Here is a 23,078-nt window from a genome sequence, read left to right on the forward strand (position 1 = left end):
AAAGCGGAGTGCAAATCCCAGTCCTACATGAAGGAAAAGGGCGGGGAGTACATCTGGTTCGACGGCAAGTTCGTCAAGTGGGAAGATGCCAAGGTGCCGGTGTTCACCCACGCCATGCACTACGGGACCGCGGTCTTTGAAGGCATACGCGGCTACGCGTCCAAGGACAACGTCTACGTCTTTCGCTTAAAGGAGCACGTGGAGAGGCTCCGCCGGTCTGCCGGCGTCTACTCGATAGCATTACACCACTCTGTAAAGGAGCTGTGCGACGCTACAGTGGCTTTGTTGAAGAAGAACAACATGAAGCAGTCAGTCTACATCCGCCCGCTCACGTTTGTCGGCCTGCACGGCATCGACCTCAACGTGACTGACAAGTCGCCTACGCACACCGTGATAATCGCCTTTCCGTTTGAAAAGTACTTCAAGGGCGAGGGCATCAGCGCCTGCGTCTCTTCGTGGCGGCGCATAAGCGACCAGTCGACGCCGCCGCTTGCAAAGGCGGCAGGAAACTACCTTAATTCCATACTTGCGACGCAGGAGAGCCACCGCAACGGCTACGACGAGTCGATACTGCTTGACATGGCCGGGAACGTCAGCGAGGCTTCCGGCGAGAACATCTTTGTAGTCAGGAACAAAAAGATCTACACGCCCTTCTTTGCAGACTCGGCGCTTGAGGGCATAACCAGAGAGTCTGCCATGGCGATAGCAAAAGGCATGGGTTACGAGGTGGTAGAGCGCCCGATCCCAAGGGCCGAACTGTACATGGCAGACGAGATATTCCTCACCGGGACTGCCGCAGAGATTGTGCCAGTAACTAGCGTCGACGGCCATGCCATCGGAAGCGGCAAGGAAGGGCACATAACGCGGAGCATACGCGAGGCCTATGCGCGCATCGTTACCGGCGGCGTCAGGGAATACATGGGCTGGCTGACGCCCGTATGGTAGCCCGGACGGCTGTCATCGGCGTAGGCGGCTGGGGCAAGAACCACGCAAGGGTGCTAGCCGAGCTTGGCTCGCTTGCAGCAGTGTGCGACGCAAATCCTGCGCGCGCAAATGAAATCGCGGGCAAGCACCGTGCAAAGGCGTATTCTTCAGTCGACGACATGCTGGCTTCCGAAAAACTGGACGGCTGCCTTGTCTGCACTCCTACCAGGACGCACTCGGCAGTCGCAAAGAAGGTGATGGAAAAAGGCCTGCACGCGTTTGTCGAAAAGCCGCTTGCGTTTTCCTCGCAGGAGTGCGAGGAGATGTCGCTCCTTGCAAAGAGAAAGAGCGTCATCCTGACTGCCGGCTACATCGAGCGCTTCAACCCTGCCGTGAGCGAGACGAAAAAGCTCATGGAGGAGAAAAAGTACGGCGAGCCGCTCATGATAGAGTTCCACCGCGAGAACAGGGCGTCGCTGAGCGTCAAGGACGTCGGCATAATATTTGACAGCTCTGTGCACGACATCGACACTGCGATGTTTCTGTTTGACGCCAAGCCGCACGTGGTGTTTGCAAGGGCCGGCAAGCACGTGCATGCGTTTGAAGACTATGCCACCATCATGCTCGGCTTTGCAAACCAGAAAGTTGCAGTCATCGCGTCAAACTGGCTCACGCCAAAGAAGGTGCGCACGTTCAGCGCGGTCTGCACCGAGGGCATAATCTCCGGCGACTTTATCACGCAGGAGACGAGGATAGACCACGCAGGCGAGACTCTGGTCCCGCGCAGGCCTTTCCAGGAGCCGCTGACGCTTGAGCTGAAAAACTTTATCGAGTCCATCGAAGGCAGGGCAAAGCCGGTGGTCGACGCGTCGTCTGCTACCGACGTCACCCGAGTAGCAGAGGCAGCACTTTTATCAAGCGAGACCGGCTCTCCAATATACCTGGATCTGAAATGAAGCGCCTGATGCTTGACATACTCGCATGCCCGATAGACAAGCACTACCCTCTGGAACTTTTCGAGCTGCAGTCAAAGGACGAGATAGAGGAGGGCGCGCTCTACTGCCAAGAGTGCGGCCGCTATTACCCAATAATCGACGGGATACCTGTCATGCTGCCAGACGAACTGCGTGAGAGAAAGCGCGACACCGACTTTCTAAGCAAGTGGCAGGGCAAGCTCCCTGACAAGGTTTTAAGGCAGGGCAACCCTTGGCATCTCTGATTCGATGGCAGCATACAAGCCTCCAAAGGGCGTCAAGAACTATGTCGACAGAAAAGCCAAGGTTGGCAAGAACGTCAGGATATGGCACTTTGCCTACGTCGGCCCAAACACAGTCATAGGCAACAACGTCAAGATAGGCTCGCTTGCGCACGTCGACTATAACGTCAGGATAGGCAACGATTGCAAGATAGAAGGCTCTGCATACATACCGCCGCTGACTGTGATAGGAAACGGTGTCTTCATAGGCCCTGCAGCCACTTTTACAAACGATCCTTATCCGATGAGTCCCAAGATGGTGGGCGCAGTGGTCGAGGACGGAGCCGTGATAGGCGCACGCGCGGTGATCGCACCCGGCGTCAGGATAGGCAAGAACAGCGTAGTTGGCATGGGCTCCGTCGTCACAAGGGACGTTCCGCCAAACATGGTGGTGATGGGCGTCCCGGCAAAGGTCGCCTACAACAGAGAAGAGTTTGACAGGAAAAAGAAGTCCTGGGAGTCCTAGGGGACCTGAGGGTTTACAAGAAAATAGGGGTCGGGCCTCTTGCCTGAAAGGGCGTCCAGAACGCAATTTACGGCTACTTCTGCCATCCTATGCCTTGTCTGCCTTGATGCGCTGCCGATGTGCGGCAGGAGCACAACGTTTTTCATCCGTACAAGCGGGCTTGACTTTGGCAGCGGCTCTTTTTCAAACACGTCAAGGCCGGCGCCTGCTATCTGGCCCTTCTTCAGCGCCACAATCAGGTCGCGCTCGTTTACTATTGCTCCCCTTGCGGTGTTTATCAAAAATGCAGTCGGCTTCATCTTTCGCAGCTTTTCCCTGTCTATCAGGTGGCGGCTTGCACCGTTCATCGACGCGTGTATCGAAACAAAATCGCTTCGCGCAAGAAGGTCGTCAAGCTCTGCGTATGTGGCAAGCCCTTGCTCCTTCTGTCTCCTGCCGTAGTACAGCACGTCCATGCCAAAGCCCTTTGCGCGCCGGGCAACAGCAGAGCCTATCCTTCCAAGGCCAATTATCCCGAGCGTCGCACCGTGCACCTGCTGACCCAGAAGCAGGTCGGGCATCCAGCCCGCTTTCCATCTGCCTTGTCTCACCATCCTGTCACCCTGCACGACGTTTCGGGCGCAGGCAAGTATGAGCGCAAGCGTGAGGTCGGCTGTTGCTTCTGCCAGTATGTCTGCTGTGTAGGTCACGTAAATGCCCCTTTTTGTAGCCTCTTCGACGTCGATGTGCTCAAAGCCGGTGCTGTACGAGCTGATTATCTTCAATTGCGGGCCTGCCGCGTCCATGATCTCTTTGTCTATCCTGTCAGAAAGCATGCACAGGATCGCGTCCTTGCCTTTCACGTTTTTCAGAAGCTCCTTCCTTGAAGGCGGCAGGGCCTTTCTGTGAAGCGTGACTTTGCACCTCTTGGCGAGCTCGCCAAGTGCCGGCCCGGGCAGGCTCCTTGTCACGTAAACACTCTTCACGCATGCCGGTCGTACGCGCGGCGTTATGAATTTTTAGAAAATAGCCCGGCCCAGATTCGAACTGGGGTCAAGGGCTCCAAAGGCCCCTATGCTTGGCCACTACATTCGGCGGAAAATAATTCCTCCACCGGGCTTCCGGGCGTAACTCCACTGCCAATCTGGTCTTTATAATCCTGATGATTGTCAGTGCTTTGTTATTGCAGAGATCATCACCTGCGTCGGATCCTCCATCGACGCAAGCAGCCTTGCCGCCTTCTTTCTCAGGTTCTTTCCAAACTTCTCGTCTGACAGCATCTTTTTGCCGGTGCGGACAAGCGACTTGGCGTCGCGCGCCCTTGCCACGAGGCCGGTCCTGACAAGGTAGTCGTCGACGTAGAACCTCACCGGCGCTATCGATATCGTGGGAACGCCCAAAAGCGCGGCCTCGGCGCTCATGGTTCCGCCTGCCCCCACGAAGAGGCTTGCACCCTTTATGAGCATCGCGCCGTCAAACACGTCCTCTGCGACCTGCGCCTTTCCTTCATAGCGTTTCTTGGCTTCCTCTATCTGGTCGTGGTACCTGCACAGCACCAGCACGTCTGCAAGTTTTGAAAACTCGTTTATCGCAGCGTCAACAAGCGGCAGGCTTGCAAGCCCCTTGTCTGCGATATAAGACGCCTTGCTTTCTTCGAGCCTGACAAGCACCTTTTTCCTTTCTCTTGTGGTCTCGCCTGCCGGCATGCGCTTGAGCCACGCGGCGGGGTCAAGCGCCCTGTACCGCGTTATGTTTTTCCTTGCAATCCCGTACCTTGTCCACGCAGAATAGGGTATCACCCACGGGCACAGCAGCCTGCTCATGAGAGGGACAGTCAGCCGTGCCACCGGCTCCGAATGTGGCGAGTCATTAAAGCCGACGTGCCTGACGCCAAGGCCGTAGGCGACGCGCGCGCCTTCCGGAGAAGAAAAAGTGACAGCAGCATCCGGGCCAAACCTGCCCACCACCTTTGCAAGTTCAAGCGTCCTTTCAGAGCTTGCGAGAAGCTTTTCGTACCTGTCAGCCCCGCCGTGCCTGCCCACTATTTCCATGGCAAATCCTTTCAGCCGCGCAAGCTCCACTGCCTCTCTGTACTGGCGGGAGGTGCACAGGACTTGATGACCTTTTTCGCGCAGGAGCGACACTGCAGGGCTGAAAAACATCACCTGCTTTGGCGTCAGCACGTCAAACCAGATCTTCAATTGCCTGAACACTAGACCGCGCCAGTGGAAAAACCTTTTCTTTAAGGGTGAGAACGAGTATATAGCGGATTGTTCGGGGGAGCTAAAGGCATACTTTGAGCGCAGCAGCTATTCCGCCGGTTGCAGTGTACGGGCTCAGCACGGAGGGCTACCGGATAGCGTCGTCTATAGCGGTCAAGGGCGCCAAGGTCTCGCTCATCGACGAGTCGCTCAGAAACGCGATAACGCTCAAGGCAGACATCGCACGCACCTACCCGGACGTGGGCTCGCTTGTTGAAGACGAGCCGCTGCTCGGCCTTGAGCCTATGGACGTGGCCGTGAGCGCGGCGTCGTATGTCTTTTTTGCGCCAAGGATACGCAAAGTGGGAACAGAAGTCAAGGCCGACGTGTCTGCCAAGTTCAAGGACGCCGTCAAGGCCATGAAAAAAGGCTCGTCGCTTGTGTACATGCTGCCTACCGGCGTGGGGGGAAACAGCGAAAACATCGCACTTGTCGAGCACGTAACAGGCATGGAAGTGGACAAGGACATCTCGTACTACTACATGCCTGCAAGCAAGGTGGCGGCAGGCACCGAGAACCTGGTAGGCTCTGTCCGGTCAAAGCAGGACGCGACGCTTGCCAAGATGCTGGCAGACTATGACGGCAAGCGCAGGGTGGGCTTTATTGATACAGCGTCTGCAGAGCTGTCGCATGTCATCCGCACCCTTTCCCATTATTCCGGCATGGCAAGCATTCTCGAAGTCTGCAAAAAGGCCGCCGACGGCGGCGTGCCTGCTGACGAGCTTGCGCACGGCACGTTTTCAGAGCTATTCATAGACGACGTGACATCGGGGCTCTACGATCTGCGAGTCATCGGCTCGTCGCTTGACGGCGCAGGGCCGCTCATGTACCTCGTAAACGGCAGCATCCGCGGAATCGAGGGCTATGTCAAGCATCTCATCGACCAGGTGAGGGCGACTCTAAAAAAGCGCGACCTGAAAGCAAGCAGGACAAAAGTGGCAATAGCCTGGACCATGGACCCGCACGAGATGCGAGGCGACAAGATGGAGCTCTTGTCGGCTCTTGAAACCAAGGTGCGCGACTACATCGGCGACGTGGAGCGCCACCAGGGGCCGACTTTTGATCTCTATCATACAGACAAGACTACAGTCGTCATCGCCTGCTCAAAGGCAGACTTTGAAAAGGTGTCGTCGAAAAACGCGCAGAGCGACGACCTGATAGTGATAAAGGCAAACCCGATGTGCGAGACTGTGCAGGGTTAAATACGCCGGCCCGTACCTGAAAAAAGATGGGCAAGCAAAAGGGCGTAATCGTCATCTCTACTTTTGCAAACGAGCAGGCGGCGCACGACGTCTCAAAAAAGCTGGTCGAGGCCGGCCTTGCCGCATGCGCCAACCTTGCACCCGTGCGCTCCATCTACGCCTGGCGGGGCAGGGTCGAGGACCACGGCGAGTGTCTAGTGCTCTTCAAGACGACGAAAAGCAGTTCAAAGGCGCTGAAAAAAGAGCTAGCAAAACTCCATCCATACGACGTGCCCGAGATAGTGGAGATAAAGATGGCCGACGTCGCCAAGCCGTACATGGAGTGGCTTGCAGGCTCAGCGGATGGCAAACCTAAGAAGCGCAACGATGCCGCCAAGCGATGACACACGCATGCCTATGTCGGTAGACGAGTCGACGGCGTACGTCGCCGCGCCGTGGCTTTCAGCCGCGTTCAGCATCTTTACGATTGCGCCCTCGTCGGAATTTTTAAAGATCGAGTCGGAAAAGATTATCGACTCGACTGCCTTTATCCTGACTGCGTCCTCAACTTCCTTCGGGCCCATGGCAAACTTGTTCTCGCCCCTGTTGACCATCAGCATAACGCGGTCAAGCATCGCAGAGACCGTCGCAAGCTTGCTTGCGCCCATTGCCTCCTTCATCGCCGGCGAGCGCAAAAACACGAAAATCCCGTCCTCGCCTGCCACGTCGACCCCGTCTGCCACCTGCGCCCTGTCCTTTGGGATTCCGTGCTTGTCCAAGGAATTGTAGAACCGCCGCCGGGTCTCGCCCGGCCCGAACACTATGACTTTGTCGGACTCGCCAAGCACCGAGGCGACGAGCTTGGCGGTGTCCGCAAAAAACGTCTCGAGGCTGACGTTTTTTGTCTGGTAGCGCTTGCCGCTCTGGCCTGAATAGATGTTTGGTATCACCTTGACGTGGGTGCCGGAAACCTTTGCGACTGCCGCCTCCTGCGTGTCGATGGCAACAAGTATGAACGACGAGCCGTCGCCGGACCGCCTCAGAAGTTTCAGCTCCACGTCCTGCCACCTGCGGTTTTTGTCTATTGTGAGCGGGTCGCCTGCTTGGACCGACAGCGCGTGGTGGACTCCTTTGGAGACAAGCTCGTTGCTTGTCGCAATTATCGCGCCTGCAATGCGCAGCCTGTCGACAGACGAATCCAGTTCAACCCTGTCTACCCTGATGGTGAGCCTGACCTTGACGCGCTCGCCCTTGTCCGGCCTGCCGTACTCGGTTTCCTGCTTGACGACCCTCGTCGTGTCGGCGATCACAGTATCGCCCTGCTCAACCACGCGCCTCAGGGTAAAGAGGTCGTCGGCGTCTTCGGGTATCACGAAAAATGCGGTGGCAGATGCCTGGCTTGGCTTTACTATCATGCTTGCTGGGCAGCGTTTTCCTGGCCTTCCGGCGCGGCTTCCTTGGTTGAAGCAAGGTACTGGTCGACCCACTCCTGCGTCAGCACGCCGGCTTCAACCAGGTTCACAAGCGCGTTTGGCGACGCGGTGCCCTGCACCTTGCCGGAGCGCCTGCGAGTCTGCCTCCACTTTAGCTGCGTGTTGCCTGACTTTGAAGAGTAGATTATCCCTAGGATCTCCTTGGCGTTTACAAACGTCATCTCGCGGATCTTTTTCAGCGTGACCTTGTCTGCTGCCTCGATGTATATGGCTCCCGGCCCCTCCTCGCGCTCGGGGAACACCTCAAAGTCGCGGAGGTAGCTCTCAGGTATGAACGACCGGCACGTGCTTACTATGATGAATTTCCTGAAACTTTCCAGAGAACACGTAGTTTCTATTGGAACCATTTCCAACTATGAAGGACATGTAGTCATTTATCAAGCTTGTGAGAAATTTTGAGCGGATGGACAAACTCCTTACTCAAGATCCTCCTCACCACGTCAGTAGGGCTAGTCCTGTCATTGTCTGACCATCCGCTTGAAGATTGGCGCCGGCACTAAAAAACTATGGGCAGCAGCGGCCCTTTGGTATGTCGTGGTTGTGCGGGCACTTCCTCGGGTGCTTCAAGAGCGTGCACAGCGCGTCGGTAAAGATGTTCTTCATGTGGTGCTCTATGCCGCAGACCATCTCCTCGTCGATGTCTATCTTCAGCGCGTCCTTCATCAGGACTTCTAAAAGGCGCGTGTTGCGTATCATCTGCTTGCCTATCCTGTCGCCTTCCGCTGTCAGCTCAACCGATCCTTTGCCGTACCGCACCAAGTTGGAGCCGTTCAGCTTGCGCAGCATCTGCACGACTGACGGCTGCGTGACGTTGAGCATCTTTGCGATAGAGCTTATCTTGACCTCGTCGCCGCGCTCGCGGATGTACCAGATTGCCTTCAGGTACATCTCGACGTGTTCCGACTCGGCGGTCCCTATGAAGAGTTCCTCGTCGGGCGCGGACTTGAAAGACTCCAATGGCTCCGGCTAAAGTTATTGCAAATACCTTTTAACCTTATCTCTAGGGCTTTTTCCTTGCCTTTGCGTCGTCCCAGAGGTACTGGAAGTAGTCCTTGGCAAAGCCCGCAAGCGCCGCATGGTCGGCCCAGATGGCTATAGGCTCCACCATGCCACGCTCGCCTATGCTCTCGCCGAGAAGTATCACGACGTGCTTGCCGTCGCCTATGACTCCGCCTCCGAACATGACCTTTTTCAGGCGCACGTCTGCCACCCTAGAGATCGCCTTTACGACGTCGGGATTGGTCTCGTCGGAGGCAAGGACGCTTATCCTGACGCCACGCTCGTGCAGGGTCCTCAGGACCGGCTGCATCTGCTTGGCAATGCCTTCAGCAACGCCTGGGAGCGCGACCAAAAGTTCCTGCTGGCAGTTCTGCACAATCTCTCCGACCTTTGAAGCGATATTGTATATCCCACGGACGACCCAGATCTCTGGGCGCTCCTTGATGCCGCTTTTCGTGTACATGGGCATCAGCTCGTTCACGATGGCAGCCTGGCTGTCGCGAAAGTTGTTCTCGCTCCGCATCCTCATGGCCTCGAGCGCCGTCGAAGGCGACCTTGGGAAGAACTGCTGCGGGCGGGAGCTGTCAGATTCAAGCCAGCCCTTTTCTTCAAGGCTGTTCAGGACTTCGTAGATCTTTGAATATGGAACGCCAGACTGCTTGGATATGGACGAAGCCGCCATTGCGCCGGATTCCAAAAGCGAAATGTAGACGCGTATCTCGTAGCCCGTCAGGCCCAGGTCCTCCATGGCCTTTTTCGACCTGTCGCTGATGCTCAAACTAGTCAAGTTTTATTACGCCGTTATATAATACCTATCATCAACAATCGAATGAGGCGGGAAAAGGCCCGAAAAGGGGTAAAAAAGCTGTCACCCATTCCCACTAGTATTTGGTAGGTTATCTTTATATATAAAATCTGGAACTTTTTGTATAGAAAGTAGCATGGAGCTAATACAGATCTCGAATGTATCGAGCAAGAATGTTGCCGCAAGGAAGACTATACGCTTTACGCAGAGCATCTGCCCTGACTGCAACATGATACTTGACGCCGAGGTTTTTGAACGCGATGGCAAGGTTTTCATGAGCAAGACCTGCCCGACCCACGGTGAAACCGAGGAACTCTATTTCGGTTCATACGAAATGTACAAAAAGTTCAGCACGTACTGGATGGACGGCAAGGGTGCGCATGCGCCAAACGTCATGATAGACAAGTGCGCGTGCCCGAACAACTGCGGCCTTTGCACCAACCACCTTTCGCACTCTGGACTTTCCAACATGATTATCACCAACCGCTGCGACCTGACCTGCTGGTACTGCTTCTTTTACGTCAAGAAGGGCCTCGAGGGCGCTTATCTCTACGAGCCAAACCACGAGCAGGTGAGGGCCATGATGAAGACCCTGAAGGCAGAGAAGCCTATTGCGGGCAACTCTATCCAGATAACCGGAGGCGAGCCGATGCTCCGCGACGACATCACAGAGCTCATCAAGATAATGAAGGAGGAGGGCGTCGACCATGTGCAACTGAACACCAACGGCATAAAACTTGCCATGTCGCCTGAGACGATGCGCCAGGTGAGAAACGCCGGCGTCAACAACCTCTACCTGTCCTTTGACGGTGTGACGCCGAGGACGAACCCCAAGAACCACTGGGAGATACCCTATGCACTCGAATCGGCCCGCAAGTGCGGAATGACAGTCGTTTTCGTCCCAACAGTCATCAAGTCCATCAACGACCACGAACTTGGAGGCATAATCCGCTTTGCCCAGAAGAACCTGGACGTCGTACATGCGGTCAACTTCCAGCCGGTGTCTCTGACAGGCAGGATGGGCAAGAAAGAGCGCGAAAAATACAGGATAACGATCCCCGACTGCATCGAGCGCATCGAGGAGCAGACAAACGGCGAGATAACCAAGGACGCCTGGTTCCCGGTACCTTCGTGCATGCCCATGACAAACATCATCGAGGCGTTCAGCAAGAAGCCCAAGTACGAGCTGTCGATACACTTCGCATGCGGCGCAGGCACGTACGTCTTTGAAGACACGCAGACAAAGAAGATGACGCCTCTGACCTCGTTTGTCGACATCAAGGGCGTGCTTGAATACTTTGAAGAAAAGGCCGACGAAATAAAGTCGGGCGCAAACCGCTACTGGACCATGCTTGAAGTGGTCAGAAAGCTAAAGACATTTGTTGACAAGGAAAAGCAGCCACACGGCCTCGACCTGGCAAAGATGTTCTCTAGCATACTGATGAAGCAGAGCTTTGACTCTGTCGGCAACTGGCACGTAAGGTCGCTGTTCCTGGGCATGATGCACTTCCAGGACAAGTACAATGAAGACCTTGAAAGGCTCCAGAGATGTGATATCCACTACCTGACTCCAGACCTGAGGATCATCCCCTTCTGCGCCTTCAACGTCATTCCGGAATGGTACAGGGACCGCATCCAGAAGAAGTACAGCATCCCTGTGGAAGAGTGGGAGAAGGCACACGGCCAGACGCTCGAAGCGGGCCTTTACCGCGGCCTCATGAGGCGCGGCAAGCCAGAGGCACAGATGGGCTGCGCGCTCTCGGAGATGCACAGGGAAGCCGCGATGGCAAACGACGACCACCGCGGAGTGGAACTGCGCAACAACATGGCAGGCGCGTAAAGCGCACCCTTTTTCCTCTTTTACCCTTTTTGACAGTCAGACGCTAGCGCAAGCGCACGCTTTCCTTTTTCTGTCACAACATAGACGGTGCACGTCCCTGCTATAGCTGCGACCTGCACCAGGCCAAATTCCCGCATCTTTTCCACGTGCCTGTCGACTGCCTTCCAGTCTATTCCAAGCTCGTTTGCAAGCTGGAGCTTGTTTTTAGGCTCTGCAAGCAGGGCAAGGATCCTCGCTCGGGTGGGGCCGCCCCTCATCTGCACAAGTAACTCATAGACTCCGGCACACATGCCGCTTCCAGTCCAAGCCAGCCTGGTCTTTCCGCGGAAGCACTCGCCGAGAAAAGAGTGCCACTCGATCCCGAACTTGCGTGTCTGCAGGTACTGCATCTGGTTCAGCTGTTTTGCTTCTGCCCTTGCGTCGGACGCTCCAGATCTGTAGTCGACAAAAGCTGCATGCGCAAGGGTGAGGGCCGTGAAAAGCGCAACGATGACGCTCGCCGTCTTTGCAGCGTTCATGGTGCTCGCGCTTGTACTATCTATAGTGTTTTTTGGATAAAAGGTTTTAGAGGTATCTTCCATAGCCCACTATCCCGTTTCCTCTGACGTTCCAGCTGGGAGGCAGTATCCACAGGTCGCCTGCCGGATCTGCCTCAAGTTCGAGCCTCGGGAGCACATTTGCAGGTGGCGCCTGCAGAGCCGCCGGCCCGCCGTACGCCTTGCCCGTAAAAACATCGTAGGTGCTTGCGTGGCAGGGGCAGGCGCCGTTGCCGCCCACAATCTTTGTCGGGTCGTCGGCGTCAGGCCTTCGTGGGTAATACCTCCACAGGCACCACAGGTGCAGGCAGACCATGCTGTACAGGCGAAACGCCGTGGCGTCGTTCTTGCTTCCGCCCATCTCTTTTGGGAGCCTTATCAGCTGCCACGTCCTGAAAGCCTCCTTGTTGAGCACGGGGTCATTGGTTTTGGGATAGATGACCACTTCTGCGTGGTCTACTGGAAAACTAGAGATGTTTGCGGTAACTCCGCTTGCCAAGACTATCTTGGTTTTGCCTGCCGCCTCGTTGCCTGAAGGGTTTGGCAGATACCTGCCCCACTCGACAAACGGGGCAAAAGTCATGGCGATGCCGGATGCTGCCATGAGTTTCATGAAATCCCTCCTTGACACCCTGCGCGACGCTACTCCAACCCCCGGCTCCACAAGTAAATTTGTGGAAAAATCGATTTAACGGTTGGTCCAAACGTTTGGACAAAATCTTTTATCGTTGTTATAAAAGCGCGTTTCTTATCTCTTCTGCAACCTTTTCCTTGTAGTCCACCTGCACAACCACTTCCCTGTAGACAAAGTCGTGGAGCCTTAGTGTCACGCACTTTTGCCTGTCGCTTAAAGCAAGGAAGATGAGGCCGGTGCCAAAGCTGTAGAACCTGCCTGCAAAGTGAGGCGGGAGCGCGGTCCCGCCCACCCTGACGCTCCTGTATATCTTGGGCCGGGGCACAGGTGCGGTGCTGACTGACTTTACGCAGGCAAGCGGGATTTTCATCCTTATTTTGAGCGCGGCAAACTTGGATATCCTGCCTTTTGGCTCTATCACGAGGCTGTCCTTTGATATGTGAACGACAACAGAGACCAACGGCTGGTATCCGCAGGGAAAAGTTATAACGTTTTTAACATCATCAGCCGCGCTAGTTGCCATGAACCTAGAGCAGTGGTGCCAGCTCGACGAGCGCATCTACGTCGCAGAGTCCGACGAGCGCTACAAGCAGTACGCCGGCCTGCCGTACAGCGAAAAAGCGATAAAAAGTCTTGCCGAGATAAAAAACACAAGCGCCAGGTCGTTTCTGGAAAACTTTGACAAGCCACGCGAGCTGGTGCTTGCGGCCATCGAAAACATTGCCGACTCGTCCACGAAAAACCTGGAACTTGAGCTGTACGATGCAAGGAACAAGAAGGTGGTCTCAAAATTAAAGTTCGCCGGCGCGCCTGTGAACTGGAGCTCGTGGCGGCAGTTCAACAGCAGGGCAAAGGACGACGGCGCCCGCAAGCAGGTGTTTGACGAATTCGTCAAAAAGACGCGCTTTGTCTCGCCCGTGATAAGAAAGAGGTTTGCAGAAATCGGCCGCGTCTATGAGAGATATGGAACAAGCAAGAAGGTTCCAAGCCCGCTTGACGGCTACCTCGAGAACGAGCGCATCACTCATTCAAAGCTGATGCAGTTTGTCAAGTCGATGGGCCAGCAGGCCAAAAAGCCGTTCCAGGAATACCTTTCCGACCTTTCGCAAAAGGTGCTCGGCAGGCAGGCAGAATACTACGACGACTTTTACTTTTTCAGAAACCGCGTCTACTCTGACATCGAGCGGCACTTTGCAAAGGTCAGGCCGCCGGACCAGGTCACCAGCCTTCTGAAGCACCTGCAGTTTGACATGTCGCGCATTGCAATAGACGCGCAGAACCGCAAGAACAAGTACCCGTCGCCGATCTGCTTTTTCGTGCAGGTGCCTACTGACATCCGCGTCCTGTACAAGGCCGAGAGCCCGTATTTCGACCTGCAGGGCTGCTATCACGAGATGGGCCACGCCATGCACGCCTCGTCTGTCAACGAGAATGCCACGTACTGGGACCGCTACGGGATCTCGATGGGCGTCGCAGAGATATTCTCTATCTTTTTGGAACGCCTCACAAAGAACCGGCTCTACCTGAAATCGCTTGGCGTCACAGACGAAAAGGTGCTTGACGACCTTGAAAGAAGGAACAACTTTATGGAATTGTTCTTTGTCACGTTCTACACGGCAAACTCGCTTATGAAGGCCGAGTTCTGGCGCAAGGGCCTGTCGATGGAGCAGGCAAGCGACCTTTATGCAAAGCTGCTCAGAGAGTACGTCGGCCTTGACGTTCCTGGCGAGTACTGGATGCTGCACCACATACTGCCTGACGCTATAATGTACGTCCCAAGCTACATGCTTGCAGCAGTGAGGGCGGCAGAACTTGAACGCCACCTGCAAACTAGGTTCGGAGAAGAATGGTGGTCCCAAGCGCAAGCCGGAGCACACCTGCGGGAAATTATGGCGCCCGGCGCCTCGATAAAACTGGACAAATTTTCCAAGATGGACCCGGGCGTGTTCATGAAGGAAATAACATCCTAGACAGCCGGCCCGCCGGGCGGATGGAATGTAGACGTGTCAAACGAGCCGCCAAGCTCGGACAGCTGACACTTCTCCGGCGACTTGATGCAGTCAAGCACGTACAGCCCAAGCTCTGTCAGCCTTACTTTTGTGTTGAGCATGCGAAAGAAAAAGTCGCCCGACTCGAAGGCTTCGCCGACGGTTTCCTCATGTGGCGCTCCTGCCTCGTACGCGATAACTCCCTTTGCAAGGGCCCTGCTTACCTCTTGCCTCGTAAATCCTGAAGCCAAAAGCTCGAGTACCGACATGCTTGTGATGTCGATTATCGTGACAAGCCTGATTAACGCGCTGTCCTTCATTACTTCGACTAGGGACTCTGCGCTGATGGGCTGTTTTTCGCTCACGCTGCTGTTTTTGAAAAAGAAGTAGATAACGGCTTCGAATGCAGTGCCGTGCTTAGTACACTACGCCGACTGCAGCTTTTTGCTCTTTTGAAAGCTCGCGCCAGCCGTCCTTGTCGATTATGACGACGTTGATGTTGTCGCCGGTGCCTGCGTTCCTGCGTATAGCCGCTGCGATTGCGTGCATCGCTATCTTGTACGCCTCGTTCACGCCCAGGCCTTCCTTGTATTCGGACTCGAGGTAGCCGTAGGCCACGGGCGAGCCGGAACCTGTGGATATGAACTTCTCTGTTGAGAGCGAGCCGAAGAGGTCGATGTTGTATATTTGCGCCCCCTCTTTTGCAGTGTAGCCTGCCATGATGAGCTGCACGTAGTAGGGGAAGTAGCGCTGGTTAAACAGGACATTTGAGATCAGCCTCGCCGCCGACTTGATCGGCATGGGCTCCTTGTTCTGCAGGCGGAAAATGTTTGCATTGTAGCGCATAAGGTCTACCAGGTTCTGCGCGTCTGCGACGCCGCCTGCAATCGTCATGCCAAGGTGCTTGTCGACCCTCTGGATCTTCATGACGTGTCTGTCGGCTATGAACAAGCCTGCGCTTGCCCGGGTGTCGGCTGCCAGGACCACTCCGTCCTTGCATGTAAGCGCACAAGTCGTGGTGCCCTTCTTTATCTGCTCAGCGATATACTCGGGATAACGGTTGTCCTGGGGGTGCATTTTACACCATCTTGGAGCAGAAAACCTGATTTAAGGTTTGTGAGTGCTAGGTTCAAATTTCCCTGCCGCCAACTCTACCTGCCTTGTCTGGCAGGACGCTGTTTGAGAAGATCTGGGACAATCATGTTGTCGCACAGAAGGACGGCGGGCCGGCGCTTCTCTACATTGACCGCCATCTGGTGCACGAAGTCACATCCCCACAGGCGTTTGACGGCCTGCGCATGAGCAAGCGCAAGGTCAGGAGGCCGGACCTAACGTTTGCCACTATGGACCACAACGTTCCTACGACAGCACGCTCGCTGCCAATAGTCGACCAGATCTCTGCCACGCAGATAAGGACACTTGCAGAAAACTGCAAGGAGTTTGGAATCACGCTTTACGACATGCACAGCCCGGACCAGGGCATCGTCCACGTTATAGGGCCGGAGCTTGGGCTCACGCTACCCGGGACTACAATCGTGTGCGGCGACAGCCACACGTCGACGCACGGGGCGTTCGGGGCGCTTGCACTTGGAATCGGCACAAGCGAGGTCGAGCACGTCCTAGCCACGCAGACCATGTGGATGGACAGGCCCAGGACCTTTGCGGTAAACCTCGAGGGCCGGCCCAAAAACAAGCACGCCGTGACTGCGAAGGACATGATACTCTACGTCATAAGGACAATAGGGACTGCCGGCGGCACAGGCTGTGTCTTTGAGTACCGCGGGAGCGCGGTACGCGACATGTCGATGGAAAACCGGATGACTGTGTGCAACATGTCAATAGAAGGCGGGGCGCGCGCCGGGCTCGTGGCTCCTGACGAAAAGACGTTTGACTATGTAAGGGGAAAAAGGTTTGCGCCAAAGGGCGAGCAGTTTGAGCGCGCAGTCGCGCAGTGGAGAGCGCTTGCCACGGATGCCAGCGCCGCGTTTGACAGGTCCATCACGTTTGACGTAGCCCGTCTTGCACCGCAGGTGAGCTGGGGCACAAACCCCGGGATGGTCGTGAGCGTGGACGAGGCAGTTCCACATCCCGACGAGTTTGCAAAGGGCAACGAGAACGAGAGAAAGGCTGCGGTAAGAGCGCTCGAATACATGGCCCTTGAACCGGGCACGCATGTCACCGACATCAAACTTGACAGGGTGTTCATCGGCTCGTGCACCAACTCGCGCCTTGAAGACCTGGTGGAAGCGTCAGTCGTCGTCAAGGGGCGCAAGGTGTCGCCGGCAGTCAGGGCAATGGTGGTCCCGGGCTCGCAGCACGTCAAGGCGGCTGCAGAAAAGCTCGGCCTCGACTCTGTGTTCAAGGAAGCGGGCTTTGAATGGCGCGAGTCTGGCTGCAGCATGTGCCTTGGCATGAACCCTGACATTTTGTCGCCGGGGGAGCGCTGCGCAAGCACGTCCAACCGCAACTTTGAAGGCCGCCAGGGCTCGGGCGGAAGGACGCACCTTGTGAGCCCGGTGATGGCAGCAGCTGCTGCAATCGAGGGGCATTTTGTAGACGTGAGGGAGTGGCTCTAGTGGAACCTTTTGTCGTGCTAAAGAGCAAGGCGACCCCGCTTGACAGGGTCAACGTCGACACCGACCAGATAGTGCCAAAGCAGTTCCTGAAACTTGTGAGCCGTGCAGGCTTTGGCAAGTACCTATTTTACGACTGGCGCTTTGACAAGGACGGCAGGCCGAGGCCCGACTTTGTGCTCAACGACTTGAAATACGCGGACAGGAAGATACTCCTTGCCCGGGACAACTTTGGCAGTGGCAGCTCGCGCGAGCACGCAGCGTGGGCTATACTTGACTATGGCTTTCGCGCAGTGATTGCGCCGTCGTTTGCAGACATATTCTACAACAACTGCTTCAAAAACGGCGTGCTCCCTGTCAGGCTTGCGCCGGAAGAGGTCGACTATCTCTTCAAGAACGACGTGGAGATAGAGATAGACCTTGCACGCCAGTCGATATGCGCCGGCGACAGGGTGATGCGCTTTGAGATAGACGAGTTTCGAAAGAAACTCTTGCTCGAAGGCCTTGACAGCATAGCCCTTACGCTCAAGCTCGAGGCCGACATCGCAAGGTACGAGCGCGAAAGGCAGACCTTTGCGCCGTCTGCCTGACAAGATTTTTATCTATACTGCAACATGTGTCCGGTACATGGCCGGGATTGTCGCCATATACAGCCACGGGACCGAGTCCAACAAGGCAGTGGTCTACCTGCTTGCGCACGCCATGAGGATGCTCCAGCACAGGGGCAAGGCACACTGGAAGATGATGGTGGGAAACGGCTCTGCCGGCGCGGAAGGCTCGCTTCCCTCCGACGACGCGATTTTAAAGCTGGCGCACAGGGAAAAGCTGCACGGCGTCTGCGGCCTCGGCTACCTTTCGAAAAGGTCGCCGCCGTTTTCAAGCATGAACACGGTCCAGGCCGCGTTTGACGGATTTTTCGTCGACACGGAACGTCTGCACCTGCACCCATACGTCGGCACGGCAAAGGACTCTGACTCGCTTTACAAGATTTACCACATCTTTACCACTCTTCTGAAAAAAAACCCCGAAAGGGCCGCAGAGTTTCTCGACCGGCACCTACGCGGCAACTTGGTGATAAAACTCGGCGACGAGATATACGCGTACAGGGACAGCACCGGCTTCAAGCCGCTTGTGACTGCCGTCAGGCGCGACGGGATGCTTTCGATAATCGCCTCTGAAAACTCGCTCCGCACGTCGCTTGACCTAGAGTTTGCAGACGTCAAGCCGGGCCAGCTGGTGATGGCAAGCCGGGACGAAGGGCTGCAGGTGATAGCGACAAGCCCCGGCGCAAAGCTGATGATGGACCCGTTCGAGTTCATCCGCGAGTCAAACGTGGTGGCAACCCTTGGCGGCAAGAGCATCTACTCGATACGAAAGGACATCGGCAGGGCGCAGGCAGACTTTCTCTCGCTTGACCTGAAGGTGAGCGACCTTGACTCTGCGTATGCCGAGCCCGACTATACACGCCCGATGACGCTTGGCTTTTCCCTTGCATACCGGTCGCATTTCCGCTCGTTTGAGGTGGGAGAAGGCGTCATAAAGGACAGGTACGACGACTCGGACAACATGATAGACTTTTCAGAGCTTGACAGCAAGAACAAGCTCCTGACGACCGGCAGGTCCCTGAAATTTGTCATGCAACCGCTGGTGCAGGGAAAAAAGATTGCCACCGTTCAGGGCACTATACAGACAAGCGCGACTGCCAGGGAGACGATATACTACCTGCGCAACGCCGGCGCAAGGCGCATAGACGTGATTGTAAGTTACGTGCCAACAGTCGACGGCCGGCAGGTGGGGCTTTACACACACAACCGCGATCTTATCGCAAACAAGTACGTGGGGGAGGTCTCGTCGATAAACGAGCTGAACCTGAACATCGCAAAGGAGCTTGGCGCCGACAACGTCTACTACAACTCGCCTTCGGTGCTTGCAAGGGGCATAGGGGTGCCGGAGCACAGCCTCTGGTTCCCCGAGTGGGTGAGGTTCCTGGACTACAAATGAAAAGCGACCTTGAGCCTGGCCGCACAGGCGGGCCTCCCGCAAAATCGTTACAGCTCTTGCACAATCAGATGAAGATGGAAGGGGTCTTGATAACAAAGATGGAGATGCGGCAGTACGTCGAGCGCAGGGACGAGCGCCTCGGCGACTACTCGCTTTTGACGGTGGTCGTGGAAACTGACCGGGGCGCAGTAGAAATGAAGTACGACGAGGGATTCCGCGGCCCCGACGCTCTCGAGTCTGCCGCAAAACTGCTACTGCAGTACGCCGGCCTTGCCGCGCTCATCAACAGGGCGCTCATAGAGCTGTCATAGCAGGCGCTCTGCCTCAGAAAGCGTGTTCACCCTTGCCGGCCAGCTAAAGTCCCGGTTCCAGGGCTGGTTGAAGAGTATGGCAGTCTTGGGCGCGGGAATGTCTACCAGGTTTTTTGGCGCGTCGTCGATGAGGACGTCAAACGGGTACTCGGCCTTTGGCACGGCGTCAAACACGAACAAAAGATCATCGAGGTACACGCCATTGTGGTCAAGCCACTTTGCCACGTACGCGACCGTGGGGCGCTCCCTCTTTGTGATGACAGAGATCCTGTACCCCTTTCTGTGCAGGCGCTCGGTGATTGCGCCTATTCTGTCCTCCGTGGGCGGTATCTCCTCCCACCTTTTCTGCCACACATGGATAAAGTACTCGTAGACCTGCTCGGGCGTTATTGGAAGCACTGTTGGGATGTCCCACCTTGTTATGTCCTCCTTTGTTATTTTCGTGCCCCTGCGCCTGTTGTACTCATCGACCCAGACCAGCATCACGTCGGCAAGGACAGAATCCACGTCTATTGCAACCGTCCTGACAGCCTCTGAAATGCCGGACATGACGCGGGGATTTGGGGGCGGACTTTATTTATACGATGTCAAAACTACACATACTTTTATAGAACATCTCGCTATATGTTGAGACATTGAACCTGCAGCGGCTTGCATGGAAGTGCACGCAGGAGGTCATAACCACGCTTGGCGAGCCTACAATGCAGTCACTTGAATGGCACATGAGCCAGTCAGGTATTTCGATGGTCCCGGAGAAGTTTGACATCAAGAGGTTCCACGCCGCGCTATACGAGCTCATGGGGGATGGCGCGGACATCATTATGGAGCTTGTAGCCAAGCAAATGGCAGAAAAACTAGAGATTTCAGCCGATTACGACAAGGGCCTGATCGGCATCGAGAGGGTCCTGAGGCTCTTCGAGATTGCCGAAAAGGTGAAGGGCTAGTGCAGACAACAGCGTTTGATCCGCAAGTCATCCGGCGATGGCTCACTGTCACGCTCGCAGTCGCCCTGGTCGCTCTCAACCTTCCGTTAATACTCGCTGATGGTGAAGGAAGGGTGTTTTTTGGCAACTGGATACTGAACGCTACTTCTGCCGGCGCGTTTGCACTGGCAGCAGTTGTGGCGCTGCGACAAGGCAAGTCCGGCCTGTACGGAAAGGCGCAGGCTGCGTTTGCGCTTGCGCTTGGACTCTGGCTTGCCGGCGAGCTTTTGTGGACCTACTACGAGCTCGGGCTTGGCATCGACAACCCCTTCCCGTCGCTTGCAGACGCTGCCTGGCTTGCCGGGTACGCGCCTGCCGCGTACTATCTTTTCAGGATTTACCGGTTCTTTGGAGCAGGGCAGAACCGCCTTGCGCTTGCCGTCTCCGTCGCGACTGCCGCCTTTGTGGCCTACAGCGCGATAGAACTGGTGCTGGTCTCCGCGGACCCGGAAGGGGACGCCCTCTCGCTTGTCGTGTCTCTCCTTTATGTGGCAGTTGACGGGCTGCTGATAGTGCCGGCAGTCCTCGTGCTTTTGCGCCTCAAAAGCGGCAAGTTGACAGGGGTGCCCTGGTTCCTGCTGTCGATATCAATGCTGCTTTTTGCCGCAGCAGACCTGGGCTTTGCCTATCATTCGGCAATAGGCGCCCCTGAAAACGACTGGGTGTGGGACCCGCTCTACAACGCAGCTTACATCATGATGGCGGCCACGCTTTTCTGGCACAACAGGTTCTTCATCTACGACAGGGACGCCGCCAGGAAGACGTGGCAGCAAGAAAACCGGTAAATGGGGCCGGCCGGATTCGAACCAGCGACCTCCAGCGCCCGAGGCTGGCATCCTGCCAAGCTAGACAACGGCCCCCAGAAAACCAGTGCCCGGCAACCCCATTATATCTCTTGTACTTGCAAAAAATGCGTTTGTAGTACGCTGCACTGCGGGGGACGCCGTTGTAGTGCAATATCGTGCACAGTACCCGTGTCGCTAAAATAGCAAAATCGCCACTGTTATGGCGGACATGCCTGCGATAAGCAAGTGCGACGCCGACACGATGTACCTGGCTCTCAGCGAGATAGGCATCAACATGAGGGAGCTTGACAAGAAAGATCCCTCCCTGCAGTATCTCCAGGAGCTCTATGCGTTTCTTCTGTATGCACAGCTTGTCGCATGGAGGTCAGGCAGAGGCCACCGCCAGCTGATAAGGATAGTCAACCAGACCCTGGTAGGCCCAAAGCAGCAGAAAACGATAAGGGCGAAAAAGTAGATCTCTTTGGTCTAGTAGGAATGCTCGTCTGCCTTGTGCGTCCTGAGCAGCTTGAAGCTTGAAAACGGGCTGCCGCACTTGTCGCACTGCCACTTGTTTGCCCTTGCGTCCCTGTACGTGTCAAACGCCATCCTGCCTACCTGGTACGTCCTTGTCAGCGCGTCGTACCGCACGGGATTGTGGTTCAGCCTGTACTTGATGCCACTCATCATCACACGCAGTTTTGGGCGCACGACTAAAAAGTAGATTGGTGGGGTATTACAGAATTCGTTTCCATAGTCTGGCTCGCTGAATGAAAACCGTGTGACTAATAGGGGATAACGGCTTCACCAGTATCCATAACGAGAAACTTTTTATACAAACACCCCTATTACAACGCTACAGCCAACCCCTACTGTACGTCACGTGCATTCGGGCCCGAAAGTCGAAGGATGAGTAGGGCCTGACAACTTTTCCAAAGCTTAGTGCAGGACCGTCATCGCGTCCTTTTCTTCGTCGCCAAACCTCCTTGCTGAAAAGAGGTCAAACTCGTGCAGGATGCTGTATGTGTCGGCGCACTCGTCGCACTTGCACCTTCTCGGCGGCTCGGTTGCTCTCATGCGTTTTCGTTGCAATCCTACTGATAAAAGGTAGCTCAATTTAGATCCGTGGCGTGAGCTAGCTGAATATAGATCACTTGCCCTGCGAGCTGAACATCAGCTCGCAGTCGCCGGAGCAAAAGTGGCGCGTCTTTTTCCCTTCTTTGACGGTTATCGGGTCGCTGCATGCTTGCCCGCAGGTGGCGCAGTTTGGCACAGGTGCCCGGACGCACCCGGCATATTTGCACATTTCGTCACTGCCCGTACGCGGAGGCAAGGGCCCTGTCGACGTCGCTTTCTGCAAGCCCGAAAAACAAGAGCGCGTCGGCTATCTTTGGCTTTTGCAAACGAGCAGAGCCTGCAGCCACTGCGACGTAGGCGTCAGACGCTTCCACAAGCACCAGGCGCGCATGCGCAGTCCATGCCTGCAGGCCGCCCTGTTCGTGCTTTATCAAGTGGACGAGCTTGGCAAAAGCTGCGGCAATTGCAACCCTGTATTTCTGGAGCAGGGTCTTGGCAGGCGAGTCTGCAAGCGACGGAACGAGCGCGCAGATCCTGTACTGGTATTCGTCGAGGTTCTTTGCGACGCTGAACGCGTCGGCAAAGGCCTGCGAGCTCTTTTTAGCGGCCCTTGCGTCTATTGAAACGCCCCCAAAGGCGCCGCCAAACTCGCTGACTGTAAAGTCCAGCGTCGTTATCCCGTCGCCGGCCAGAAATTTCCTGCACCTAGTCTGCGACATGACCGCGTCTACGAGCATGACGCCAAGTCCTGCGCCTGCCGTGTATAAACCGAGCCGGTCAGGCCGCCTGGGAGCTTGCAGCAGCACTGTTTTCCTGCGCGCCTTTTCTTGATTGCAGGTAGCCCAGGTTGTCGTCGAGCTCTGTCTTGATGTTGTGGATGTACCTGATGGCGTCGTCGATGTTGCCCTTTCCAAGCGCTACTTCGAGTCCCTTGAAGTAGACCCTGAGGTCGTTGGCAACTATCTCCACATCTTTCGCCATGCAGTTTTT

At 55.8% G+C, this 23,078-nt stretch carries 32 protein-coding genes and 2 tRNA genes; 15 read left to right on the top strand and 19 right to left on the bottom strand.

Annotated features, from left to right (window positions below; all coding sequences use genetic code 11):
- Nucleotides 1–27: 27 nt before the first annotated feature.
- Genes HXY31_RS04610 through HXY31_RS04625 form a run of 4 tightly spaced genes read left to right on the top strand, consistent with a single transcriptional unit; the run spans nucleotide 28 to nucleotide 2,645 of the window.
- Complete coding sequence (locus HXY31_RS04610; RefSeq protein ID WP_292640233.1) at nucleotides 28–945, top strand: branched-chain amino acid transaminase; 918 nt, start codon at nucleotides 28–30, stop codon at nucleotides 943–945.
- Complete coding sequence (locus HXY31_RS04615; protein ID WP_292640235.1) at nucleotides 939–1,880, top strand: Gfo/Idh/MocA family oxidoreductase; 942 nt, start codon at nucleotides 939–941, stop codon at nucleotides 1,878–1,880. The genes HXY31_RS04610 and HXY31_RS04615 overlap by 7 nt, the downstream gene beginning before the upstream one ends.
- The gene (locus HXY31_RS04620) at nucleotides 1,877–2,143 is read left to right on the top strand and encodes a Trm112 family protein (RefSeq protein WP_292640236.1); all 267 of its coding nucleotides are present in this window, start codon (nucleotides 1,877–1,879) and stop codon (nucleotides 2,141–2,143) included. Before HXY31_RS04615 ends, HXY31_RS04620 begins: the two co-directional genes overlap by 4 nt.
- 4 nt (nucleotides 2,144–2,147) lie before the next feature.
- On the top strand, nucleotides 2,148–2,645 hold the full coding sequence (locus HXY31_RS04625) for an acyltransferase (RefSeq protein WP_292640239.1): 498 nt from the start codon (nucleotides 2,148–2,150) through the stop codon (nucleotides 2,643–2,645).
- On the opposite strand, the gene HXY31_RS04630 is transcribed toward HXY31_RS04625, so the two are convergent.
- The 3 genes from HXY31_RS04630 to HXY31_RS04640 all read right to left on the bottom strand — a co-directional run bounded on the left by HXY31_RS04630 (nucleotide 2,642) and on the right by HXY31_RS04640 (nucleotide 4,825).
- Nucleotides 2,642–3,610, bottom strand: a complete 969-nt coding sequence (locus HXY31_RS04630; protein ID WP_292640242.1) for a D-glycerate dehydrogenase — start codon at nucleotides 3,608–3,610, stop codon at nucleotides 2,642–2,644. The genes HXY31_RS04625 and HXY31_RS04630 overlap by 4 nt on opposite strands.
- Before the next feature lie 41 nt (nucleotides 3,611–3,651).
- Nucleotides 3,652–3,744, bottom strand: a tRNA-Gln gene (locus tag HXY31_RS04635).
- Between the two features lie 49 nt (nucleotides 3,745–3,793).
- On the bottom strand, nucleotides 3,794–4,825 hold the full coding sequence (locus HXY31_RS04640; protein ID WP_292640244.1) for a DUF354 domain-containing protein: 1,032 nt from the start codon (nucleotides 4,823–4,825) through the stop codon (nucleotides 3,794–3,796).
- A gap of 95 nt (nucleotides 4,826–4,920) precedes the next feature.
- On the opposite strand from HXY31_RS04640, the gene HXY31_RS04645 reads away from it, so the two are divergent.
- Both HXY31_RS04645 and cutA read left to right on the top strand, forming a co-directional pair.
- Nucleotides 4,921–6,087: a hypothetical protein gene (locus HXY31_RS04645; protein ID WP_292640246.1), complete on the top strand. Its 1,167-nt coding sequence runs from the start codon at nucleotides 4,921–4,923 to the stop codon at nucleotides 6,085–6,087.
- A 26-nt stretch (nucleotides 6,088–6,113) separates the two neighbouring features.
- Nucleotides 6,114–6,470: a divalent-cation tolerance protein CutA gene (cutA, locus tag HXY31_RS04650; RefSeq protein ID WP_292640249.1), complete on the top strand. Its 357-nt coding sequence runs from the start codon at nucleotides 6,114–6,116 to the stop codon at nucleotides 6,468–6,470.
- On the opposite strand, the gene HXY31_RS04655 is transcribed toward cutA, so the two are convergent.
- From HXY31_RS04655 to HXY31_RS04670, 4 genes are all read right to left on the bottom strand, one after another.
- Nucleotides 6,423–7,481 carry an mRNA surveillance protein pelota gene (locus HXY31_RS04655; RefSeq protein WP_292640251.1) on the bottom strand — a complete coding sequence of 353 codons (1,059 nt, stop codon included), beginning with the start codon at nucleotides 7,479–7,481 and terminating at the stop codon, nucleotides 6,423–6,425. The genes cutA and HXY31_RS04655 overlap by 48 nt on opposite strands.
- The gene (locus tag HXY31_RS04660; RefSeq protein WP_292640254.1) at nucleotides 7,478–7,906 is read right to left on the bottom strand and encodes a hypothetical protein; all 429 of its coding nucleotides are present in this window, start codon (nucleotides 7,904–7,906) and stop codon (nucleotides 7,478–7,480) included. Before HXY31_RS04660 ends, HXY31_RS04655 begins: the two co-directional genes overlap by 4 nt.
- Before the next feature lie 157 nt (nucleotides 7,907–8,063).
- On the bottom strand, nucleotides 8,064–8,447 hold the full coding sequence (locus tag HXY31_RS04665) for a metal-dependent transcriptional regulator (RefSeq protein WP_342816368.1): 384 nt from the start codon (nucleotides 8,445–8,447) through the stop codon (nucleotides 8,064–8,066).
- 112 nt (nucleotides 8,448–8,559) lie between these two features.
- Nucleotides 8,560–9,336, bottom strand: a complete 777-nt coding sequence (locus HXY31_RS04670) for a TrmB family transcriptional regulator (protein WP_292640259.1) — start codon at nucleotides 9,334–9,336, stop codon at nucleotides 8,560–8,562.
- Nucleotides 9,337–9,499: 163 nt separating this feature from the next.
- On the opposite strand from HXY31_RS04670, the gene tes reads away from it, so the two are divergent.
- Nucleotides 9,500–11,203, top strand: a complete 1,704-nt coding sequence (gene tes / locus HXY31_RS04675) for a tetraether lipid synthase Tes (RefSeq protein WP_292640262.1) — start codon at nucleotides 9,500–9,502, stop codon at nucleotides 11,201–11,203.
- Nucleotides 11,204–11,223: 20 nt separating this feature from the next.
- Here the strand turns inward: tes and HXY31_RS04680 are convergent, their stop codons facing one another.
- The 3 genes from HXY31_RS04680 to HXY31_RS04690 form a co-directional block, all read right to left on the bottom strand.
- Entirely contained in the window at nucleotides 11,224–11,721 is a 498-nt protein-coding gene (locus tag HXY31_RS04680; protein ID WP_292640265.1) for a winged helix-turn-helix domain-containing protein, read from the bottom strand.
- Between the two features lie 46 nt (nucleotides 11,722–11,767).
- A complete protein-coding gene (locus HXY31_RS04685) occupies nucleotides 11,768–12,403 on the bottom strand; it encodes a ubiquinol-cytochrome c reductase iron-sulfur subunit (RefSeq protein ID WP_292640268.1) in 636 nt (211 codons plus the stop codon).
- Between the two features lie 67 nt (nucleotides 12,404–12,470).
- Complete coding sequence (locus HXY31_RS04690; RefSeq protein WP_292640272.1) at nucleotides 12,471–12,833, bottom strand: hypothetical protein; 363 nt, start codon at nucleotides 12,831–12,833, stop codon at nucleotides 12,471–12,473.
- A 61-nt stretch (nucleotides 12,834–12,894) separates the two neighbouring features.
- On the opposite strand from HXY31_RS04690, the gene HXY31_RS04695 reads away from it, so the two are divergent.
- Nucleotides 12,895–14,343, top strand: coding sequence for a M3 family metallopeptidase (locus HXY31_RS04695; protein WP_292640275.1), 1,449 nt, complete (start codon nucleotides 12,895–12,897; stop codon nucleotides 14,341–14,343).
- Here HXY31_RS04695 and HXY31_RS04700 read toward each other — a convergent pair.
- Together HXY31_RS04700 and HXY31_RS04705 are read right to left on the bottom strand one after the other, a co-directional pair.
- Entirely contained in the window at nucleotides 14,340–14,726 is a 387-nt protein-coding gene (locus HXY31_RS04700) for a hypothetical protein (RefSeq protein WP_292640278.1), read from the bottom strand. The two genes, HXY31_RS04695 and HXY31_RS04700, sit on opposite strands and share 4 nt — an antisense overlap.
- Before the next feature lie 52 nt (nucleotides 14,727–14,778).
- The gene (locus HXY31_RS04705; RefSeq protein WP_292640280.1) at nucleotides 14,779–15,438 is read right to left on the bottom strand and encodes a proteasome subunit beta; all 660 of its coding nucleotides are present in this window, start codon (nucleotides 15,436–15,438) and stop codon (nucleotides 14,779–14,781) included.
- A gap of 83 nt (nucleotides 15,439–15,521) precedes the next feature.
- Between HXY31_RS04705 and leuC the strand changes: the two genes are divergently transcribed.
- From leuC to HXY31_RS04725, 4 genes are all read left to right on the top strand, one after another.
- On the top strand, nucleotides 15,522–16,937 hold the full coding sequence (leuC, locus tag HXY31_RS04710; RefSeq protein WP_292640283.1) for a 3-isopropylmalate dehydratase large subunit: 1,416 nt from the start codon (nucleotides 15,522–15,524) through the stop codon (nucleotides 16,935–16,937).
- Nucleotides 16,937–17,524 (top strand): 3-isopropylmalate dehydratase small subunit, encoded by a 588-nt coding sequence (gene leuD, locus HXY31_RS04715; RefSeq protein ID WP_292640286.1) that lies wholly within the window; start codon nucleotides 16,937–16,939, stop codon nucleotides 17,522–17,524. Before leuC ends, leuD begins: the two co-directional genes overlap by 1 nt.
- 37 nt (nucleotides 17,525–17,561) lie before the next feature.
- On the top strand, nucleotides 17,562–18,935 hold the full coding sequence (locus HXY31_RS04720; protein WP_292640288.1) for a hypothetical protein: 1,374 nt from the start codon (nucleotides 17,562–17,564) through the stop codon (nucleotides 18,933–18,935).
- Between the two features lie 68 nt (nucleotides 18,936–19,003).
- Entirely contained in the window at nucleotides 19,004–19,246 is a 243-nt protein-coding gene (locus HXY31_RS04725; protein WP_292640290.1) for a hypothetical protein, read from the top strand.
- Here the strand turns inward: HXY31_RS04725 and HXY31_RS04730 are convergent.
- Entirely contained in the window at nucleotides 19,241–19,795 is a 555-nt protein-coding gene (locus HXY31_RS04730) for a hypothetical protein (protein WP_292640292.1), read from the bottom strand. The two genes, HXY31_RS04725 and HXY31_RS04730, sit on opposite strands and share 6 nt — an antisense overlap.
- Before the next feature lie 86 nt (nucleotides 19,796–19,881).
- Between HXY31_RS04730 and HXY31_RS04735 the strand changes: the two genes are divergently transcribed.
- Together HXY31_RS04735 and HXY31_RS04740 are read left to right on the top strand one after the other, a co-directional pair.
- On the top strand, nucleotides 19,882–20,190 hold the full coding sequence (locus HXY31_RS04735; protein WP_292640294.1) for a hypothetical protein: 309 nt from the start codon (nucleotides 19,882–19,884) through the stop codon (nucleotides 20,188–20,190).
- Nucleotides 20,190–21,014, top strand: a complete 825-nt coding sequence (locus HXY31_RS04740; protein WP_292640297.1) for a hypothetical protein — start codon at nucleotides 20,190–20,192, stop codon at nucleotides 21,012–21,014. Before HXY31_RS04735 ends, HXY31_RS04740 begins: the two co-directional genes overlap by 1 nt.
- 1 nt (nucleotide 21,015) lies before the next feature.
- On the opposite strand, the gene HXY31_RS04745 is transcribed toward HXY31_RS04740, so the two are convergent.
- Nucleotides 21,016–21,089: transfer RNA gene (locus HXY31_RS04745), tRNA-Pro, on the bottom strand.
- 154 nt (nucleotides 21,090–21,243) lie between these two features.
- On the opposite strand from HXY31_RS04745, the gene HXY31_RS04750 reads away from it, so the two are divergent.
- Nucleotides 21,244–21,489, top strand: coding sequence for a hypothetical protein (locus HXY31_RS04750; RefSeq protein ID WP_292640299.1), 246 nt, complete (start codon nucleotides 21,244–21,246; stop codon nucleotides 21,487–21,489).
- 11 nt (nucleotides 21,490–21,500) lie between these two features.
- Here the strand turns inward: HXY31_RS04750 and HXY31_RS04755 are convergent, their stop codons facing one another.
- From HXY31_RS04755 to HXY31_RS04775, 5 genes are all read right to left on the bottom strand, one after another.
- A complete protein-coding gene (locus HXY31_RS04755; RefSeq protein WP_292640301.1) occupies nucleotides 21,501–21,698 on the bottom strand; it encodes a hypothetical protein in 198 nt (65 codons plus the stop codon).
- A 252-nt stretch (nucleotides 21,699–21,950) separates the two neighbouring features.
- The gene (locus HXY31_RS04760; RefSeq protein ID WP_292640303.1) at nucleotides 21,951–22,088 is read right to left on the bottom strand and encodes a hypothetical protein; all 138 of its coding nucleotides are present in this window, start codon (nucleotides 22,086–22,088) and stop codon (nucleotides 21,951–21,953) included.
- 73 nt (nucleotides 22,089–22,161) lie between these two features.
- The gene (locus HXY31_RS04765; RefSeq protein ID WP_292640305.1) at nucleotides 22,162–22,284 is read right to left on the bottom strand and encodes a hypothetical protein; all 123 of its coding nucleotides are present in this window, start codon (nucleotides 22,282–22,284) and stop codon (nucleotides 22,162–22,164) included.
- Nucleotides 22,285–22,321: 37 nt separating this feature from the next.
- Nucleotides 22,322–22,825, bottom strand: coding sequence for a hypothetical protein (locus HXY31_RS04770; protein ID WP_292640307.1), 504 nt, complete (start codon nucleotides 22,823–22,825; stop codon nucleotides 22,322–22,324).
- A gap of 40 nt (nucleotides 22,826–22,865) precedes the next feature.
- The gene (locus tag HXY31_RS04775) at nucleotides 22,866–23,069 is read right to left on the bottom strand and encodes a hypothetical protein (RefSeq protein WP_292640309.1); all 204 of its coding nucleotides are present in this window, start codon (nucleotides 23,067–23,069) and stop codon (nucleotides 22,866–22,868) included.
- Nucleotides 23,070–23,078: the final 9 nt, after the last annotated feature.

Source organism: Nitrososphaera sp. (assembly GCF_013388945.1).
In the GTDB taxonomy this organism is placed as follows: domain Archaea; phylum Thermoproteota; class Nitrososphaeria; order Nitrososphaerales; family Nitrososphaeraceae; genus Nitrososphaera.

Coding starts and splice junctions, on each gene's coding strand:
- HXY31_RS04695 (WP_292640275.1), top strand. CDS start 12,895: ATGAACCTAGAGCAGTGGTGCCAGCTCGACGAGCGCATCTACGTCGCA.
- HXY31_RS04755 (WP_292640301.1), bottom strand. CDS start 21,698: ATGAGTGGCATCAAGTACAGGCTGAACCACAATCCCGTGCGGTACGAC.
- HXY31_RS04610 (WP_292640233.1), top strand. CDS start 28: ATGAAGGAAAAGGGCGGGGAGTACATCTGGTTCGACGGCAAGTTCGTC.
- HXY31_RS04760 (WP_292640303.1), bottom strand. CDS start 22,088: ATGAGAGCAACCGAGCCGCCGAGAAGGTGCAAGTGCGACGAGTGCGCC.
- HXY31_RS04705 (WP_292640280.1), bottom strand. CDS start 15,438: ATGCACCCCCAGGACAACCGTTATCCCGAGTATATCGCTGAGCAGATA.
- HXY31_RS04720 (WP_292640288.1), top strand. CDS start 17,562: ATGGCCGGGATTGTCGCCATATACAGCCACGGGACCGAGTCCAACAAG.
- HXY31_RS04665 (WP_342816368.1), bottom strand. CDS start 8,447: ATGTACCTGAAGGCAATCTGGTACATCCGCGAGCGCGGCGACGAGGTC.
- HXY31_RS04750 (WP_292640299.1), top strand. CDS start 21,244: ATGCCTGCGATAAGCAAGTGCGACGCCGACACGATGTACCTGGCTCTC.
- cutA (WP_292640249.1), top strand. CDS start 6,114: ATGGGCAAGCAAAAGGGCGTAATCGTCATCTCTACTTTTGCAAACGAG.
- HXY31_RS04660 (WP_292640254.1), bottom strand. CDS start 7,906: ATGGTTCCAATAGAAACTACGTGTTCTCTGGAAAGTTTCAGGAAATTC.
- HXY31_RS04615 (WP_292640235.1), top strand. CDS start 939: ATGGTAGCCCGGACGGCTGTCATCGGCGTAGGCGGCTGGGGCAAGAAC.
- HXY31_RS04655 (WP_292640251.1), bottom strand. CDS start 7,481: ATGATAGTAAAGCCAAGCCAGGCATCTGCCACCGCATTTTTCGTGATA.
- HXY31_RS04775 (WP_292640309.1), bottom strand. CDS start 23,069: ATGGCGAAAGATGTGGAGATAGTTGCCAACGACCTCAGGGTCTACTTC.
- HXY31_RS04770 (WP_292640307.1), bottom strand. CDS start 22,825: ATGCTCGTAGACGCGGTCATGTCGCAGACTAGGTGCAGGAAATTTCTG.
- tes (WP_292640262.1), top strand. CDS start 9,500: ATGGAGCTAATACAGATCTCGAATGTATCGAGCAAGAATGTTGCCGCA.
- HXY31_RS04730 (WP_292640292.1), bottom strand. CDS start 19,795: ATGTCCGGCATTTCAGAGGCTGTCAGGACGGTTGCAATAGACGTGGAT.
- HXY31_RS04620 (WP_292640236.1), top strand. CDS start 1,877: ATGAAGCGCCTGATGCTTGACATACTCGCATGCCCGATAGACAAGCAC.
- HXY31_RS04680 (WP_292640265.1), bottom strand. CDS start 11,721: ATGAACGCTGCAAAGACGGCGAGCGTCATCGTTGCGCTTTTCACGGCC.
- HXY31_RS04725 (WP_292640290.1), top strand. CDS start 19,004: ATGAAGATGGAAGGGGTCTTGATAACAAAGATGGAGATGCGGCAGTAC.
- HXY31_RS04625 (WP_292640239.1), top strand. CDS start 2,148: ATGGCAGCATACAAGCCTCCAAAGGGCGTCAAGAACTATGTCGACAGA.